11 protein-coding genes are annotated in these 16013 nt (G+C 62.3%); 8 read left to right on the forward strand and 3 right to left on the reverse strand.

Translation table 11 applies throughout. The annotated features are described in order from the left end of the window. Window positions 1–1810: 1810 nt before the first annotated feature. Window positions 1811–2371, reverse strand: a complete 561-nt coding sequence (locus AB3X94_RS22980; RefSeq protein ID WP_176111554.1) for a hypothetical protein — start codon at window positions 2369–2371, stop codon at window positions 1811–1813. A gap of 11 nt (window positions 2372–2382) precedes the next feature. Next, entirely contained in the window at window positions 2383–2865 is a 483-nt protein-coding gene (locus AB3X94_RS22985) for a hypothetical protein (RefSeq protein WP_176111553.1), read from the reverse strand. Between AB3X94_RS22985 and AB3X94_RS22990 the strand changes: the two genes are divergently transcribed. From AB3X94_RS22990 to AB3X94_RS23015, 6 genes are all read left to right on the forward strand, one after another. After that, complete coding sequence (locus tag AB3X94_RS22990) at window positions 2864–3178, forward strand: hypothetical protein (protein WP_176111552.1); 315 nt, start codon at window positions 2864–2866, stop codon at window positions 3176–3178. The two genes, AB3X94_RS22985 and AB3X94_RS22990, sit on opposite strands and share 2 nt — an antisense overlap. A gap of 648 nt (window positions 3179–3826) precedes the next feature. Further along, window positions 3827–4801: an efflux RND transporter periplasmic adaptor subunit gene (locus tag AB3X94_RS22995; RefSeq protein ID WP_368612807.1), complete on the forward strand. Its 975-nt coding sequence runs from the start codon at window positions 3827–3829 to the stop codon at window positions 4799–4801. Further along, window positions 4798–7857 carry an efflux RND transporter permease subunit gene (locus AB3X94_RS23000; protein ID WP_368612808.1) on the forward strand — a complete coding sequence of 1020 codons (3060 nt, stop codon included), beginning with the start codon at window positions 4798–4800 and terminating at the stop codon, window positions 7855–7857. The genes AB3X94_RS22995 and AB3X94_RS23000 overlap by 4 nt, the downstream gene beginning before the upstream one ends. After that, a complete protein-coding gene (locus tag AB3X94_RS23005) occupies window positions 7854–9356 on the forward strand; it encodes an efflux transporter outer membrane subunit (RefSeq protein WP_368612809.1) in 1503 nt (500 codons plus the stop codon). The genes AB3X94_RS23000 and AB3X94_RS23005 overlap by 4 nt, the downstream gene beginning before the upstream one ends. Window positions 9357–9502: 146 nt before the next feature. Next, a complete protein-coding gene (locus AB3X94_RS23010; protein ID WP_368612810.1) occupies window positions 9503–10939 on the forward strand; it encodes a basic amino acid/polyamine antiporter in 1437 nt (478 codons plus the stop codon). Window positions 10940–11007: 68 nt separating this feature from the next. Next, window positions 11008–12435: a basic amino acid/polyamine antiporter gene (locus tag AB3X94_RS23015; protein ID WP_368612811.1), complete on the forward strand. Its 1428-nt coding sequence runs from the start codon at window positions 11008–11010 to the stop codon at window positions 12433–12435. 67 nt (window positions 12436–12502) lie between these two features. Here the strand turns inward: AB3X94_RS23015 and AB3X94_RS23020 are convergent, their stop codons facing one another. Beyond that, a complete protein-coding gene (locus AB3X94_RS23020) occupies window positions 12503–13399 on the reverse strand; it encodes a LysR substrate-binding domain-containing protein (RefSeq protein WP_368612812.1) in 897 nt (298 codons plus the stop codon). Between the two features lie 154 nt (window positions 13400–13553). Here AB3X94_RS23020 and AB3X94_RS23025 point away from each other — a divergent pair, with 154 nt between their 5' ends. Next, a complete protein-coding gene (locus AB3X94_RS23025; RefSeq protein WP_368612813.1) occupies window positions 13554–14735 on the forward strand; it encodes a M20 aminoacylase family protein in 1182 nt (393 codons plus the stop codon). Window positions 14736–14812: 77 nt separating this feature from the next. Continuing rightward, window positions 14813–16000, forward strand: a complete 1188-nt coding sequence (locus AB3X94_RS23030) for a porin (RefSeq protein ID WP_176111544.1) — start codon at window positions 14813–14815, stop codon at window positions 15998–16000. Window positions 16001–16013: the final 13 nt, after the last annotated feature.

A 16013-nucleotide genomic window follows, 5' to 3' on the forward strand; every position in this document is an offset into this window, starting at 1 on the left:
CAGCGTCCATCCGAGTGTCTAGACTCTAGACATTCTTGCCGGCGGAAACCGACGTCGATATCAGAGCGTCGCCTCCGTGCGGACGAACATTCATTGTGCCTTCGGCGGTTCACGGGGAGACACGCGTAGTAGTGCCTTCGCGGGGCAATCTTGCAAGGCTGATTGCTGGTCAGCTCCTGAACATGATCGAGCTCGCCATTTGGCTCGGAATTTATGAGGCAATCCGTGAGCTGGCTTCCACCGACTCACCGATGGGTCATATTGTCGGAGGCACAGCTATCTCTCGTTTAAAAGAGAATGTTCCCCGTCAAGCCATCCACGGTCATTCTCAACCTCGCGCTACGATCCGGCTATTTGTCCGCGTGCCTCCGCTTGGCCATCGACGGCTCGCTCTTGCTAATGAGAAAAATCGCTGCCCTTGAGAACGACTCGACGCTCGCCAAACGGACGCCACAGGCTTGCCGGCAAACAGGTGAAATATCGCGGGACACGCCGACAATGCTTTTCCATAAAGCGTCGAGTTAATGATGGCGCTCCTGGCCGCAGCGCATTGGTGAATGTCGTCGACGCGTTTCACGGCCGCTCCGATGTTCGAAAGCACCTATGGCCACGGACATGCGGCGCTCGCACCAACGCTTATCGACCATACAGTCGGCGGCATTTCTGCCGGCAAATCCGTCCCATACGATTTGCGGTGGAATCCGGATGGACTGACGCGCAAAGAAAGGCTGTGCATTTGGCGTGCCCTCAGCGGATAGACGGCATACGTCAAGGTGCGGCGGGAGCCAGCACCGCTATTACTCAAATACCGCGCTAGGGATGTCCGCATTTGGTAGCGCGATCCCTCTAGACTTAAGCAGATCAAACCTACCGTCAGCGGTGTTCGCATCTGATTCGAGCGGCGCAAGCTTGCCCTGGAATCATGTCCCATTGCAGATCCTGCCAGTCGCCCGACGGCGAGAAGTCAATCACCAACACCTCCCAACCGCTACGCGTTTGACGGTTCGTGCGTTAAGCCAAACTCTGCCCGTTGTTAGTGACAAGGCACGTTCGGATAAGTAATCTCGGTCGACAAGTCTGCGGATCGATTCGCTCCCTCACGGGATGTCCGGCTCGTCTTTTTCGAAGGCATGCATCGCGACCGCGCCGATCATCGTTTGGCTCAGCACTTGAGCAATGAGCTAATCGACTGCAACGGATGGTTTCCGTCTGGTCTCGTATGTCGGGGTTACTCGGTGAGCCGCCGCCAGACCACGCGGTCAGCGCGAAATCAAAGTCGCAGCGCTCGGCTTATCGGCAATTAACCCGCTGGACGATGGTTGGCGGGATGAGCGGGGACAACCGCGCAAGTCATCGTGGACGGAAAGAGTCGTCGGCCGGCTCGCTCTGTGACATGGATTGGCGAGACGGTTGCGCATCACATGATCCCAACGCGAGCCACTATTTATCGCCGAGCGCGTCAACAACTTGAGCTTCAACGCCCATCACAGTCGTCCATGGACAATCTAATAACATACGGTGCCAGAGCATGCGGGCAACCTCTACGAACTTAATATCGAAAAAGGACGCAGTATTAGCCAATCCGAGCGCGAACCGTCGATTCTGCAGCCGATCTCGCCAACGGGAGCCTCGTGAAACATTGGGAAATGTCTTTCATATATCATAACTCCTTGTTTTAAAAGATCTTTTTCTGCTCACCGAAGTATTGTTTCACGCCGATCAATCAAATTGGTGCACGATACCCCGTCACTTCCATCCATCGCGGACCAGACGCATGAATGCACCCACGCGGCTCAACGATCCGTAACATTCAATACGTAATTTGTAGCGAATGAATTGGAGGGGCTCGCGCTGACCATTCGAACGTTTCGCTGACTTGATCGATCTCGCCAGGCCCACGCCGTCGCGAAAAAACACCCGGCTGCTCCGCCGTCACTTCGCCGACCCCGCCTCCTCGCGCCCGCGGCATCTGCTGCACGCTGTGCCCGGCAATGATCGCCTTCTCCGACAGCGCGCCCGCGAGATGCGCGCTGCGATAAGGAACGACGCCATCGTCGGAATCTTCGAGCCGCCCGCTTTCGCGGCACCACGCCATGATCGAACGGAAGCAAACGTGAGGGCCGATCGGCAACTGCGAAATCGCGCGGATCAACGGATCGATTTCGCCCGACTGTTCGATGCTGTTCGGCGCCTGGAAGGTCTGTCCCTGCGCTTCGATGTTCGTCGCCGTCCCCATCACTTCCTTGAACTCGTTTAGCAGGGCAAGCGGCAGACGTACGAGGTTGGCCGTCCAGCGCGACAGCCGGTTGCTCGCGAGCGGTGTGCCTTGGTGGGGTGCCGCGATAAATATGGCGCGCTCGACGTGCGGCATCGGTGTGAAGTTCAGTAGCCGATCGAGCCGCCCGTCCTCACGACCTGTTCGAGCGTGCCCTGGCTGAACCAGATCAACGTGGTGACGTTCGGCGACGGCATCTCGCTGCAATAGCGCGACGCCGGCTTCGGCCGTCCCGCGGTCGGTGACGACACACCGCTATCGGCTTCGGCATTGCCATCTCCTTCGCCATCGGCATCGCCGCCCGCGTCGGCGTCCAGGCGAACGACAGCCGCGACGCCGGGATGACTTCGCGCGGTTCGCGCACGCCTTCGGGGCGCCGGGTCCGGTCCGGCTGAGGTCGAGATGAATGGCCAGCCTGCGATGTATTGCGTGCCCGGCACGTCCTTGCCGGCTTCGGTCGCGAGCGCGCCGCGCAGAAACAGCGCGCGCAAGCTCTTGCACCGCGTAGTTGTAATGGTCACGGACCTGGGTCTGACCATCTTCGAATGCACGGTCGCCAGCAGTGCGTTCACCGAGGAATAGAAACGCATGCGCGAAGCGCGCGTCGCTCCATTCGCAGGCGTTGGCCGGTGTGTTCGTGATGGCCATCTGCAACGACAGTTCGGTGAGGCTCGACAAACGCCGGTCGGTATTGATTCCGCCGACGGTCGAGACGGTATTGATGCAATCCAGCGGCTGGCGTTGGCAGGTGTCTCCATCAGACGTCCGGTCGACAGAATATCGCCGCGGCGCATCGCGATGGAGAATCCGGTGGACTCTACGCCCGGCAAATCGCTGGTTCAACCCATGCCGTTCGCCATAATGCGTATTGGCTCCAATGAGAAAGAATCCCGATTCAACTAATCACGGCTGCTCCTTCGGCGAACAAATTCCTTGAGACCTACAGCGTTCTTTCCGAGCGCACCATGGAATAAATCTGTATGCCCGACGTAAGTCGCGAATCGATTGACGGCTAGCGCATGGATCGGCCATGATGCCCGTGACGAACTGCGAAAGGGGACAATGACGCACGCGTGACACGGGCAGTCCACCCGTGAACTGCGCGAAGTCATGAACGACTGTTGATCGTGCTGGAATCGCCGTCCATTCCATACAGGGCGGACTAGTGAATTTCCTCAGTGTTTCTTCGGCGTGGCGAAGCAGGTTGGCAGTTACACAGGATGCCTGATAAACGGAGCCTGAATGACGACGCATAACGTTGCCGGTCCCACAGAAGGGATGCGGACCACTATGAATTCACGAGCAACCTGTAGAGCCTCGTAATCGCCGGCCCGCGAGCTACGTTGCCGCCGGGGTGTGCGACATGGGTTGCGCCAGCAGTCAGCCGAGGACGAGATGACCGCAAACCGTTCCGAAGCACCGCAGCCAGGCCGATCAGCCAGCGTCGCATTGACCGGCGTATTGTGGTGCGCGTTGGCCTGTGCGCTGGTCGTTTCGCTGTCGGGCTGCCAACGGCAGACCGAAACACAGAGCGGCGAAACGAGGCCAGCCGTGCAGCTCACCAGGGTGGAACCGGCCGACGCCTCCGCCATTCGCATATTTACCGGGCGAGTCGAGCAGACCAGCATCTCGCCGCTCGCCTTCGAAGTATCGGGCCGCGTCGTGCAGATCGCGGTGCTCGAAGGCGCATCCGTGAAACGCGGGCAGGTGATCGCGCGTATCGATGAAGAACCCTACAAGCTGCAACTGCAACGCGCGAACGCGCAGTATCAGCAACTGAGCGACAACCTGAAGCGTCAGGCGGTGCTGCGCAGGGACGGGATTCTGTCACAGGCTGCTTATGAGCAGCTGTCGGCTGCCACGGTCGCCGCACGCGCAGTACGCGACATGGCGAGCCGCGACTTGCGCAATAGCCGGCTCGTCGCGCCATTCGACGGCCGGATCGCTCGCCGCAACATCGAGATCCAGCAGGTCGTGCAGGCTGGCGCACCCGCTTTCAATCTGGAAAACATCGGCCGTGTCGATGTCGGCGTCGATCTGCCTCAGAGCATTGCCGAACGGCTGTTCGTCGACAAGACGCTGAGAGCCGAGGCGTGGCTGCCCGAGCGGCCGCAGAACCGCTTCCCGCTAGTGTTCCGCGAACGGACCACGCAGACCTCGCCGACTTCGGCCGCCTACCGGCTCGTGTTCTCGATCGAGGGACCGCATAGCGCCATGCTGTTACCCGGCATGGCGTTGCGGGTACAGATTTCCGACACGGCCCGACAAGTCGCGCAAAACGACAATCAAGGCTACTTCGCGATTCCGATCGCGGCGGTGTCGATCGGCGCGGACGGTCAGCGCAGTCTGTGGCGCTACGATGCGGCGTCCGGCCGTGTGCATGCGGTGCCGGTCAGCGTGCGCGAAATTCGCAATGACGATGCGGTCGTCGCGGGTGCGGTCGCGGAGGGCGACCGGGTGGTGGCGGGCGGCTCGCAGTTCATGAAAGAGGGAATGGCGGTCCGTCCAATGGATGCGCCTCAATGAACCTCGCGCGCCCCCTGATCGAAAAGCCGTTGATCGCATGGGTTCTGACGCTGATCTCGCTGTTGGGCGGCCTTTTTGCGTACTACAACATCGGGCGGCTCGAAGACCCGAAGTTCACGATCAAGACTTCGGTCGTCGTGACGCTGTATCCGGGCGCGAGTGCGCACGAGGTCGAGCAGGAGGTGACGGACCGCCTCGAAAGCGCGATCCAGCAGATGCCGCAGGTCGAGAAGCTGACCTCGCGTTCCATGCCGGGCTACTCTGAAATCCGCGTCCAGATTCGCGACCAGTACACGTCGGCGCAATTGCCGCAAGTGTGGGACGAATTGCGCAACTCTGTGTCGGATGCGCAGGTACGGCTGCCGCCGGGGGCGGGCCCGACACTCGTGCTCGACCGCTTCGGCGACGTCTACGGGATGTTCTACGCGCTGACCGGCGAGGGCTATACGCAGGCGCAACTGTATGCGTACGCGCGCGAACTGCGCCGCCAGTTGCTGACGCTCGACGACGTGTCCGACATCGTGATCGCCGGTCAGCAGCAGGAGCAGATCTCGGTCGACGTCGACCAGTCGCAACTGATCGCCAACAATCTTTCCACCGACGACCTCGCGCAGACGCTGTTCCTGCAGAACGAGGTGCGGCCCGCGGGCCGCGAGCGCGTCGGCGACTTGTCGTTGCGGATTGCGCCGACCGGCTCGCTCGATTCACTGCAGGCCCTCCGCTCGCTGCCCGTCAACAATACGCCCGGCCCGCTTCTGCTCGGCGACATTGCTCGCGTGAGCCATGGCTACGCGACGATTCCGAACCAGGTCATTCACTACAACGGTGAGCCCGCGGTCACGATCGGCATCAGCGCGCGACCGCGCGTCAACGTGGTGAGGGTCGGCGAACGGATCACGGCGAAACTCGCCGAACTCGAGCGCGACCGCCCGATCGGCATCAAGCTGTACTCGCTTTACGATCAGCCGCAGGTCGTCGATGAGAGCGTGCGCGGTTTCATCTTCGACGTGTTCCTGTCCGTGTCGATCGTCGGTGTCGCGCTCGGCATCGGGCTTGGGTGGCGTGCGGGGATCGTGCTCGGCGTCGAGTTGTTCCTGTCGATTCTCGGCACGCTGCTCGTCATGTACGCGGCGGGGATCGAGCTGCAGCGCATTTCGCTCGGTGCGCTGATCATCGTGATGGGCATGCTGACCGATAACAGCATCGTGGTGGTCGAGGGCATGCTCGTGAGGGTGCAGCGAGGCAAGTCGCATCTCGAGGCGGCGACCGAGATTCTCAAACAAAGCCAATGGATTCTGCTTGCGTCGACCATCGTGGGGATTCTGGCTTTTTCGGGCATCGGTCTGTCGCCGGATGCGGTCGGCGAATTCTGTGCGTCGCTGTTCGCCGTCGCTGCGATTTCGCTGCTATTTAGCTGGGTGATCGCCATCGCGCTGACGCCGCTGTTCGGCACGTATCTTTTCAAGCCCGCGGACATCATCGATGAAGACCCGTTCAAGGCGAAGCTGTACAAGCGTTATGGCGAGTTATTGTCATGGGTCACCCGACGGCGCGTGCTCGTGGTGATCGGCCTCGTCGCGCTGACGGTACTCGCCGGCTGGGCGTTCCGTTTTGTCGAGCAGAGCTTCTTCCCCGCGTCGACGACGCCGATCTTCTATGTCGATATGCGTTTGCCGCGCGGCGCCGATATTCGCGCGGTCGTCGAAAAGAGTCGCGAAGTCGAGAAGGTGCTGCTCGAGCATGCGGATGTCAGCAACGTGCAGACGTATATCGGCTCCGGCGCGACGCGCTTCTTCCTTGTCTACGATCCGGAGACGCGCGATCCGTCGTACGCGCAGTTCATCGTCGGCGCGAAGGACCTGCGCCTGATCGACATCATGCTTCCGGACATCGAAGCGGATCTCAAGAAGCGTTTCCCCGAGCAGCACTGGACGGTGACGCGGCCGAACTTCGGCCCCGGCGGAGGCGCGGCAATTCAGGCGCGCTTCTCCGGTCCCGATCCGGCCGTGCTGCGTCGCTTGTCGCAGGAAGCGCAGAACGTGCTGAAGGCCGACGGCCGCATCATCGCGATCCGCGACGACTGGGAGAACCCGATCAGCATCGTGCGGCCGGAATTCGACGAGTCGCGCGCGCGCTCGCTCGGTGTGACGCGCCGGCAGGTCACCGACACCATGGCTTATGCAACCGAGGGCCTGCGCGCGGGCATCTATCGCGAAGGCGATCAGTTGCTGCCGATCGTGCTGCTCTCGCCCGACTACACGCGCGGCGTCGCGGGTCTGCAGGACTTGCAGGTGTTCAGCGCCGGTCTGCGCCGTTACGTGCCGCTCGGCGACGTGGTCGACGGCTTCACGGTCGGGACCGAGGAAGGTCAGATCGCGCGCGAGGACCGGATTCGCACGATCACCGTATCGGCGAACCCTATCTATGGGCAGAACAGTGTCGACGCCTTCAACCGCATTCGCTCGGGCATCGAGGACATCAAGCTGCCTTCGGGCTATCGCTTCGAATGGGGCGGCGAGCACGAATCGTCGACGCGCGCGCAGCAAAGCCTGTTCCGGCAACTGCCGCTCGGTTTCATCGCGATGGCGCTGCTCGTGCTGATGATGTTCGGACGCCTGAAGCCCGCGCTCGTCGTGCTGCTCGTCGTGCCGATGTCGATCTGCGGCGTGACGATCGGTCTGCTGCTGTTCCGTGGCGCGTTCGGCTTCATGGCGTTGCTCGGTCTATTGAGCCTGATCGGCATGCTGATCAAGAACGGCGTCGTGCTCGTCGAAGAAATGGATGCGCAGGTCGCCGCCGGCGTACCTCGCATGCAGGCGGTGACCCACGGTGCGATGAGCCGCTTGCGTCCGGTGATGCTGTCGGCCGGCACGACGGCGCTCGGCATGGCGCCCCTGTTGTGGGACCCGTTCTTCAAGGACATGGCGATTACGATCATGTCGGGCCTTGCTTTCGCCACCGTACTGACGATGGTCGCCGTGCCGGCGCTGTACTCGATGCTGTTCTCGATCAAGCAGGCGGAATGGGAGCCGGGCCGACACCCGGAAGCAAAATGATCCGCGCGCGCCACTGTCTTCTCGTCGTCGCGGCGCTGCTGCTCGAAGCAGGTTGTTCGGGTTCGTTGCAGCTGGAAAAGCCCGCCGCGTTTCCGCCGCAGTATTCGGAGGCCCAACCGGACGCGGCGACCCCGATGTCCGCGCAGGATCTCGCCGCATGGTGGACCCAGTACGACGATCCGACGCTGAACAAACTGATCGAACTCGCGCTCGCACGCAACTTCGACATCGCCACCGCTTACGCGCGCGTCGATCAGGTCCAGGCCGGGATTCGGTTGGCTCGCTCGCAACTGTTGCCATCGCTCGGTGCGAGCGTGAGCGGCGCAAGGTTTCACGGCGGCGAGACGCAGCTCGAGTTCGCGCAGTTCCTCGGCATCACCAATACCGATGCGCAGTTCTTTCGAGTAGGTCTGCAGGCGCAATGGGAGATCGATCTGTTCGGCCAGGGACGCTCGCGGCTCTCGGCGGCACGGGAGCAGGTACGCGCGGCTGCGGGCGATGCGGAAGCGGTGCGCCTGAGCGTGGTGTCGGGTGTCGCGGATCTGTACGTCACGTATCGCGGCCTGTTGCGTCAGCGCACGATCCTGTTGCAAAGCCGCGCGATCGCGGACGACTTCGTCGACATCGCCGAAAAGAGCTTTACCGCGGGCCTCGTGATGAGTACCGACATCGAAGCGGCGCGCGCTGGCCGTGCGCAGGTCGATGCGCGTTTGCAGGACCTGGAGAACGGCATCGCTCAGGCGCGGCTGAATTTGCAGAATCTGTGCGGCGTGCAGCCAGCGGAGTTCGCGGGAATCCTCGATGAAAGCGACACGCTGATGACCGCGCTGCCGCATATCGAGCCCGGCCAGCCCGTCGATCTGCTGATGCGGCGCCCGGATCTGATCGCGGCGCAGGCCCGCGTGAATGCGGCGGTCAGACAGTCGGATGTCGCGCGACTCAACTACTGGCCGACCATATCGCTAAGCGGCATGCTCGCGCGCAACGGTTGGGAGTTCGCAGGTCAAAACCTGGGGACCAGCACGTTCTGGCTATTCGGCGCGGCGATGGCGATGCCGCTGATCGACTTCGGCGCGCGGCGCTCGCAGGTGGAGTCGTCGGATGCGCAGGCGCAGCAGGCGATGTTCAACTACGAAAAGACCGCGCTCGGCGCATTCTATGACGTCGAGCGTGCGCTGGCGCGTTTGAACCGGCAGGACGAGTTGTTCAATGCGCGCAATGAAGAAGTCGCGCGTCGTACCACGCAGCTGAACCAGGTGCGACGTCGCTACGAGCTCGGCGATACCGGCCGCGTCGATATCGATCAGGTGCGGGTTGCGCTGCTCGAAAGCCAGTCGTCGCAGGCGAGGGAAGAGGTCGGCAAACTGCAGGCACAGTTCGCGCTGTTCAGAGCGATGGGGGGCGGCTGGTTGGCCAATCCGCCAGTCGCAGCGAATCCACAAACGCCGACGGGACCCGCGGCCGCCGCCGGGAACGCACCGGCGCCGGCGTCACAATGAGCGACGACGAGGCACCGCAAACGCACGAAACATTCGCAAGGCCGTTGGCTTCAGTCGGGAGGACTAACAGGAGATGCGCAACGTACGCGCACCTGCTCCGCGTAAGTCCCTTTCTGGAAGAAATCAGCTTCTCTGAAGGGTGAACGATGGCAACCCAGGTCGAGACGAAACTGTCGTTACCCGCATTGACCGCGATGGTCGTCGGCTCAATGGTGGGCGCAGGGATATTCTCGTTGCCGCGCAATTTCGCACGCGCGACCGGACCGTTCGGAGCCGTCATTGCATGGTGCGTGGCGGGCATCGGCATGTATGCGCTGGCGCGCGTGTTCCAGGCGCTCGCACAGCGCCGGCCCGAACTCGATGCCGGCGTGTTCGCCTATGCGCGAGCGGGCTTTGGCGATTATGCGGGCTTTCTATCCGCATTCGGCTACTGGATGGCCGGCTGCTTCGGCAACGTGTCGTACTGGGTGCTGATCAAATCGACGCTCGGCGCTTTCGTCCCCGTCTTTGGCGAGGGCAATACGGCGACCGCGATCTTCGTGTCGTCGGTGGGCATCTGGCTGTTTCATCTGGTGATGCTGCGCGGTGTCCAGCAGGCCACGATGATCAACACGATCGTGACGGTCGCGAAAGTGATTCCGATCGTGCTGTTCATCGTGATACTGATCGCGCTGTTTCGCGCCGACATGTTTCATGCAAATCTGCGGGAAGGCAACGATCAGCTCGGCAACGGCCTGTTCTCGCAGGTTCGCGCGACGATGCTCGTCACCGTCTTCGTGTTCGTCGGTATCGAAGGTGCGAGCGTGTACTCGCGCTACGCGAAAAAGCGCTCGGACGTCGGCGCCGCGACGATCACCGGCTTCGTCGCCGTGCTGTGTCTGCTGGTGCTGGTGACTCTGCTGCCTTACGCGAGCTTGCCGCGCGCCGATCTCGCGGTGATGCGCCAGCCGTCGATGGCCGCGGTACTCGGCGCGCTGCTCGGCCCATTCGGCGTCGTGTTCATCAGCGCCGGTCTGATCATTTCGATCCTTGGCGCATACCTCGCATGGTCGCTGATCTGTGCCGAGGTGCTGTTCGCCGCTGCGCGGCTCGAGACGATGCCGCGCATCTTCGCGCGACAAAACGAGCGCAAGCTGCCGGTCGCGGCGATCTGGCTCACGAGCACCGTGGTGCAGTGTTTCGTCGTCAGCACGTACTGGTCGACCGATGCGTTTGCGCTGATGCTCAATCTGACGAGTTCGATGGCGCTGATTCCGTATTTCCTCGTGGCTGCGTACGGCATCAAGGCTGCGCGCCGCGATAGTGGACAGAATGGAGGCACCTTGAGCGGTGCGTTGCGCACCGAGTATTTCGTCGCGATGTTCGCGACGTTCTATACGGCCTTTCTGCTGTTCGCGGGCGGCCTGAAATTCCTGATGCTATCGGCACTGCTTTATGCGCCCGGTACGGTGCTGTATGTATTGGCCAAACGCGAGCGCGGCATGCGGGTGTTTTCGAAAGTCGAGTGGGTCATCTTTGCCGTCGCGGCCTGCGGCGCGATTGCCGCGCTGATCGGCCTCGCGACCGGCACGATCGTCATCTGAGTGGTCGATCATCGTAGTCGCGCGAGCGCGGCTCGATCGGAACGTGTTCGCGGGAGAGCGATCGCAGCATGGACAAGCGCGTCAGACTTTCAGCGCCGGGCCTGATGGCGATGGTGATCGGCTCGATGGTCGGGGTGGGCGTCTTTTCGTTGCCGCAGGCGCTCGGCAAATATACCGGCGTCGTCGGGTCGTTGATCAGCTGGACCATCACCGGCTCCGGCATGCTGATACTCGCGCTGATCTTTCAACGGCTCGCATGGCGCAAGGCCGAGCTCGACGTCGGCGTCTATACATATGCGCGCGTCGGGTTCGGACGCTATACGGGATTTCTGTCGGCGTTCGGCTACTGGTGCGCCAGCTGTCTCGGCAACGTGGCCTATCTCGTGCTGATCAAGTCCGCGCTCGCGATCGTCGTGCCCTCGTTCGGCGCCGGCAATACGTTTAGCGCGATCGTCAGTTCCTCGCTGATGATCTGGGTGTTTCACTATCTGATTCTGCGCGGCGTGAAGGGCTCGTCGATTGCGAATGCGTCTATGACGGTCGCCAAGTTGCTTGCGCTCGGACTGTTCGCGGTGCTCGTGCTGTCGAGCGTCGAGTGGCGGGTGTTCGTCGCGAATCTGTGGACCGGTCCCGAGCCGTCGGCGACCGGTCTTTTCGATGAGGTGCGCAAGACGATGTTGGGGACGGTCTTCGTGTTTCTCGGCGTCGAAGGCGCGAGCGTTTATTCACGGCACGCGCGCGAACGGCGCGACGTCGGCGTCGCGACCGTGCTCGGCTTTCTATGCGTGCTTGCGTTGATGGTCATGGTCACGTTGTTGTCGTATGGCGTATTGCCGCTCGAGCAGCTGGGTACGCTAAGAAATCCGTCGATGGCTGGCGTGCTGAGCGCCGCGGTCGGTGCCTGGGGCGCGGTCGTGGTCAAGCTCGGCCTGTTGATCTCGGTACTCGGCTCCTATCTCGCATGGACGCTGATCGCCGCCGAAATTCTGCACGCGGCGGGCAAGAGCCGTACGATGCCCGCGTTTCTCGGCCGAGAAAACCGCAACCACGTACCGGTCGCCGCGCTATGGATGACGAGCCTCGTGATCCAGGCGTTTCTGATCGTGACGCTGTTTTCGAAAGAAGCGTTCACGCTGGCCAAGGAGTTCACGACATCGATGAGCCTGATTCCATATCTGTTCGTCGCCGGCTATGGATTGAAGCTCGCCGCGAGCGGCGAATCGTATGCGGGGCAGCCGTGGTCACGGCGCATCGATTTCATGCTCGCGCTGATGGGCTGCGTCTATGCGCTCTTTCTCGTGTACGCGGGCGGCCTGCATTATCTGTTGATGTCGACCGTGCTTTACACGGCGGCGACTGCATGGTTCTACATCGCCGAGCGTCGCAAGGGAAAACGGCCTGTGTTTACGGTGCTGGAACGCTGGCTGTTCATCGTGGTTCTGCTTACCGCGCTGGTCGCGTTCGCCGATCTCGTGCGCAATCATTTCGGGGCTTGAGCATTTCAGTGCCGCTCGCAGGTGACGGCGGTGCTCAGGAGATAGCTTGCTGCGCGCGCCGCGGGGCTCACATCAGCGCGGCCTCGCGAATGCAGCGAATGAAATAGTCGGCCGGGCGCGTGTGAATCGCGCCTTCGCGCTGCATCAGATGCAATCTCGCAGTGCGCGACGTTTCAACGAAATCCAGCCTTTTCATATGCCCCGTCGAGTTCACGAGTTCGAGCGTGTGCGAAGCCCAGGCCATCACCGCGTCGATGCTGAGTGCGAGGCTGTACATCAGCGATTGCGACGTGCAGCGAGTGATCCGGCTCGGCACCGGCAGGCCCTGACGGTTGAACAGATCGGCGACAAATTGCGGATAGTCGTCGGTAGTGTCGGAGTGGACCCATTCGACATCGCACAGATCGGCGAGCGAACTGGCCTTCGCGAGCGCACCGTTCGCGCGCACTGCGAACGCCAAAGGATAAGACAGCAGTTCCGAACATTCGATCGACGAATCGGCGGACGATTCGGTCGCCGCGGCGAGCGCGAAATCGAGCGAACCCTGGCGCAACCGATCCTGTAGGTTCGTCGCGTGAAACTCGAGAAATTCGACTGTGATGTGCGGCATATCCAGGCGAAACCGTGCATAAGCATCGGGCAGCAGCGTAAGTGCCGCGAGCGGCGTCACACCGATCGTCACGCGGCCTTCCTGCGCGCCTCGCTCCATCGCCATCTGCTGTTCGGCGCGCCCGAGTTCCCCGACGATCAACCGCGCATGCCGCAACAGAGATTCCCCGGTGCGCGTAAGAGCGACGCCATTGACGCTACGGCCGAATAACGACATGCCGATATCGGTTTCCAGTTCCCGAATGGCTTTGGTAACGGCTGGCTGACTGACGAATAGCGCCCGCGAGGCGCCGACGATCGTGCCATGATCCGCGACGGCGACCAGTGCGCGCAATTGATGAAGCTTAATTGCCATTAACCTTATTACCTCAGGGTAAATACTATAACTAACGGTTATTGGCATAAAACTTTATCATGTTTTTATTCGCCGCCGCTCTCGTAGACTGCCTCTCAATTCGCGCTGAGCTCGATCCAGCGCGTGTCACACGGGTCTGTCAGAGGAGACGGCGTTGTCCCATAACATCAATATCGATCCCGCAATTCGCGAGCAGGCGGCCGAATTCGTCGAATTGCGCCGGCGCATTCATGCACATCCGGAACTGGGATTCGAAGAAGTCGAAACGAGCCGGCTCGTCGCCGGGAAACTTAAGGAATGGGGTTATCAGGTTACTGAAGGCATCGGGGGTACGGGGGTGGTCGGCCGTCTGAAACTCGGCGACGGCACGCGCGCGATCGGCATTCGCGCGGACATGGACGCGCTGCCGATCATCGAGGACACCGGTCTGCCGTATGCGAGCCGGGTGCACGGCAAGATGCATGCATGCGGGCACGACGGACACACGGCGATCCTGCTGGCGGCCGCGCATTACTTTGCACAAACGCGGCGCTTCGACGGCACGTTGAACCTGATCTTCCAGCCGGCCGAAGAGGGGCAGGGCGGCGCCGTGCGGATGATGGAAGAGGGTCTGTTCGAGCGCTTTCCGTGCGACGCGGTCTACGCGCTGCATAACGCACCGGGCGTGCCGGTCGGCATGTTCATCGTGCAGCAGGGCGCGATGGCGGCATCGGCCGATCTGGTGACGGTCACACTGACCGGCAAGGGCATGCACGCCGCGATGCCGCATCTGAGCCGCGATCCCGTGGTGGCTGCCGCGAGCATCGTGATGGCACTGCAGACCATCGTCGCGCGCAACGTGCCGCCGGCCGATGCCGCGGTGCTGACCGTCGGTGCGATCCAGGCCGGCACCGCGCACAACGTCGTGCCCAACACGGCGACGATCCTGCTGACCGTGCGCACGCTCAGCAACGAGGTCCAGCAACTGATCGAAACGCGCTTGCGCGAGATCGTCGAGAGCCAGGCGGCCAGCTTCGGCGTCAGTGCGCACATCGACTATCAGCGGGTCACGCGCGTGCTGATGAACACCGCTCAGGAGACCGCGCGCGCTCGCGAAGCGGTTGCCGCGGTGGTCGGCGCACAGAACATCCTGCCGCTGCCGCCGGGCATGATGGGCGGTGAGGACTTCTCGTGGATGCTGGAGAAAGTGCCGGGCTGCTACGTCGCGCTCGGCAACGGTCACGAAGGTCACGGCAGCTGCATGATCCACAACGCCGGCTACGACTTCAACGATCAGGCGCTGCCGATCGGCGTCGCCTACTGGGCCGCGCTCGTCGAGCAATACCTCTCAGCCTGAACTTCGCCAATTCGCGTTTCGCCGACCCGGCGTGCCGACGGGCCGGTGGCCAGACTACGTCCATATCGGGGATTCACATGAAATATAAAAAGACCGTTTGCGCCGCGACCGTGGCGCTGATGTCACATGCGGCCTGGGCCGACTCGTACCTGCAGCAATGGCTGTCCGCGTGGCCGTCGATGGAAAGCGCGATCCAGCAGAACGGCGTTCAGCTGTACGGCGCCGTCGACATGGGTCTGAACTTCCAGAGCGTCAGCGGCACCTCGAAGTGGCAAACGCAGAGCGGCGGCGTTCATACGTCGCAATTTGGGTTGTTTGGCCGCGAAGATCTCGGCGGCGGCCTGAAGGCGGAATTCAACCTCGAAAACGGCTTCATGGCGAACAATGGCGCGTTCGGCACCAGCAACACGCTGTTCGACCGCGCCGCATGGGTCGGGCTGAACTCGGCGACATGGGGTGTGGTGCGCCTCGGCTTGCAACCGACCGCGAACCTGCCGGAAGTCATCGACCCATTCGGCGAAGTGACGACGAACTCGGTTGTCGCGTGGCTCGCCGGCGGTGCGGTGCAGACGCCGAAGGGCGTCGGCTACAACGCGGACCTCGGGCCGGGTTCGAGCCAGGTGCTGGTGCGCGCGAGCAACGCGGTGACATGGACCACGCCGCGGGTGATGGGCTTCGGCGCGACGTTCCTGTATGCGTTCAACAACCAGGCCGGCGTGTCGCCGAATGCGTCGAATCAGGGCGTGGTCGCGTCGTGGACGAACGGCACGTGGTACCTGTCGGGTGCCTACAACCGCGTGTGGAGCTCGCCGGTCGAAACCTCGGCGGGCAAGCAAACCGTGCGCAACGATATCTACGGGGTATCTGCGATCTACGACGTCGGCAGCTACGTGCTAACGGCCGCGTTCGCGCAGGTGGCGCCGAAGCTCGCAGGCAACGGCATCGCGCGCTCGTACATCGTCGGCGCGACAGTGCCGTGGGGACGTCACGCGGTGCGCGCGTCGGTGGTCTATCGCGATACATCGGGAGTGCGTGACAGTGCTGGCGATCCGGCGAAGGACTCGGCGCTCGGCGCGATGCTCGGCTACGACTACTCGCTGTCGAAGCGCACGTCGCTGTATGCGCGCGCGGGCTTCATCCGCAACTACGGGATTTCGAGTGTGATTCTGAACAGTAATCCGCTGCCGCTGCAAACGGGGACCGCGTCGCCTGAACTGGGCACGACGCCGATGACGGCGTCACTCGGCATCTATCACCTGTTCTGAATCGAGACACGGC

Source organism: Paraburkholderia sp. BR10923 (assembly GCF_040948765.1).
GTDB lineage: Bacteria > Pseudomonadota > Gammaproteobacteria > Burkholderiales > Burkholderiaceae > Paraburkholderia > Paraburkholderia youngii.

What these genes read in the sequence shown, in the direction of transcription:
- AB3X94_RS22985 (WP_176111553.1), bottom strand. Translation starts at nt 2,865, where the DNA reads ATGCGTTTCTATTCCTCGGTGAACGCACTGCTGGCGACCGTGCATTCG.
- AB3X94_RS23015 (WP_368612811.1), top strand. Translation starts at nt 11,008, where the DNA reads ATGGACAAGCGCGTCAGACTTTCAGCGCCGGGCCTGATGGCGATGGTG.
- AB3X94_RS23010 (WP_368612810.1), top strand. Translation starts at nt 9,503, where the DNA reads ATGGCAACCCAGGTCGAGACGAAACTGTCGTTACCCGCATTGACCGCG.
- AB3X94_RS23005 (WP_368612809.1), top strand. Translation starts at nt 7,854, where the DNA reads ATGATCCGCGCGCGCCACTGTCTTCTCGTCGTCGCGGCGCTGCTGCTC.
- AB3X94_RS22990 (WP_176111552.1), top strand. Translation starts at nt 2,864, where the DNA reads ATGCGCGAAGCGCGCGTCGCTCCATTCGCAGGCGTTGGCCGGTGTGTT.
- AB3X94_RS23030 (WP_176111544.1), top strand. Translation starts at nt 14,813, where the DNA reads ATGAAATATAAAAAGACCGTTTGCGCCGCGACCGTGGCGCTGATGTCA.
- AB3X94_RS23000 (WP_368612808.1), top strand. Translation starts at nt 4,798, where the DNA reads ATGAACCTCGCGCGCCCCCTGATCGAAAAGCCGTTGATCGCATGGGTT.
- AB3X94_RS23020 (WP_368612812.1), bottom strand. Translation starts at nt 13,399, where the DNA reads ATGGCAATTAAGCTTCATCAATTGCGCGCACTGGTCGCCGTCGCGGAT.
- AB3X94_RS22980 (WP_176111554.1), bottom strand. Translation starts at nt 2,371, where the DNA reads ATGCCGCACGTCGAGCGCGCCATATTTATCGCGGCACCCCACCAAGGC.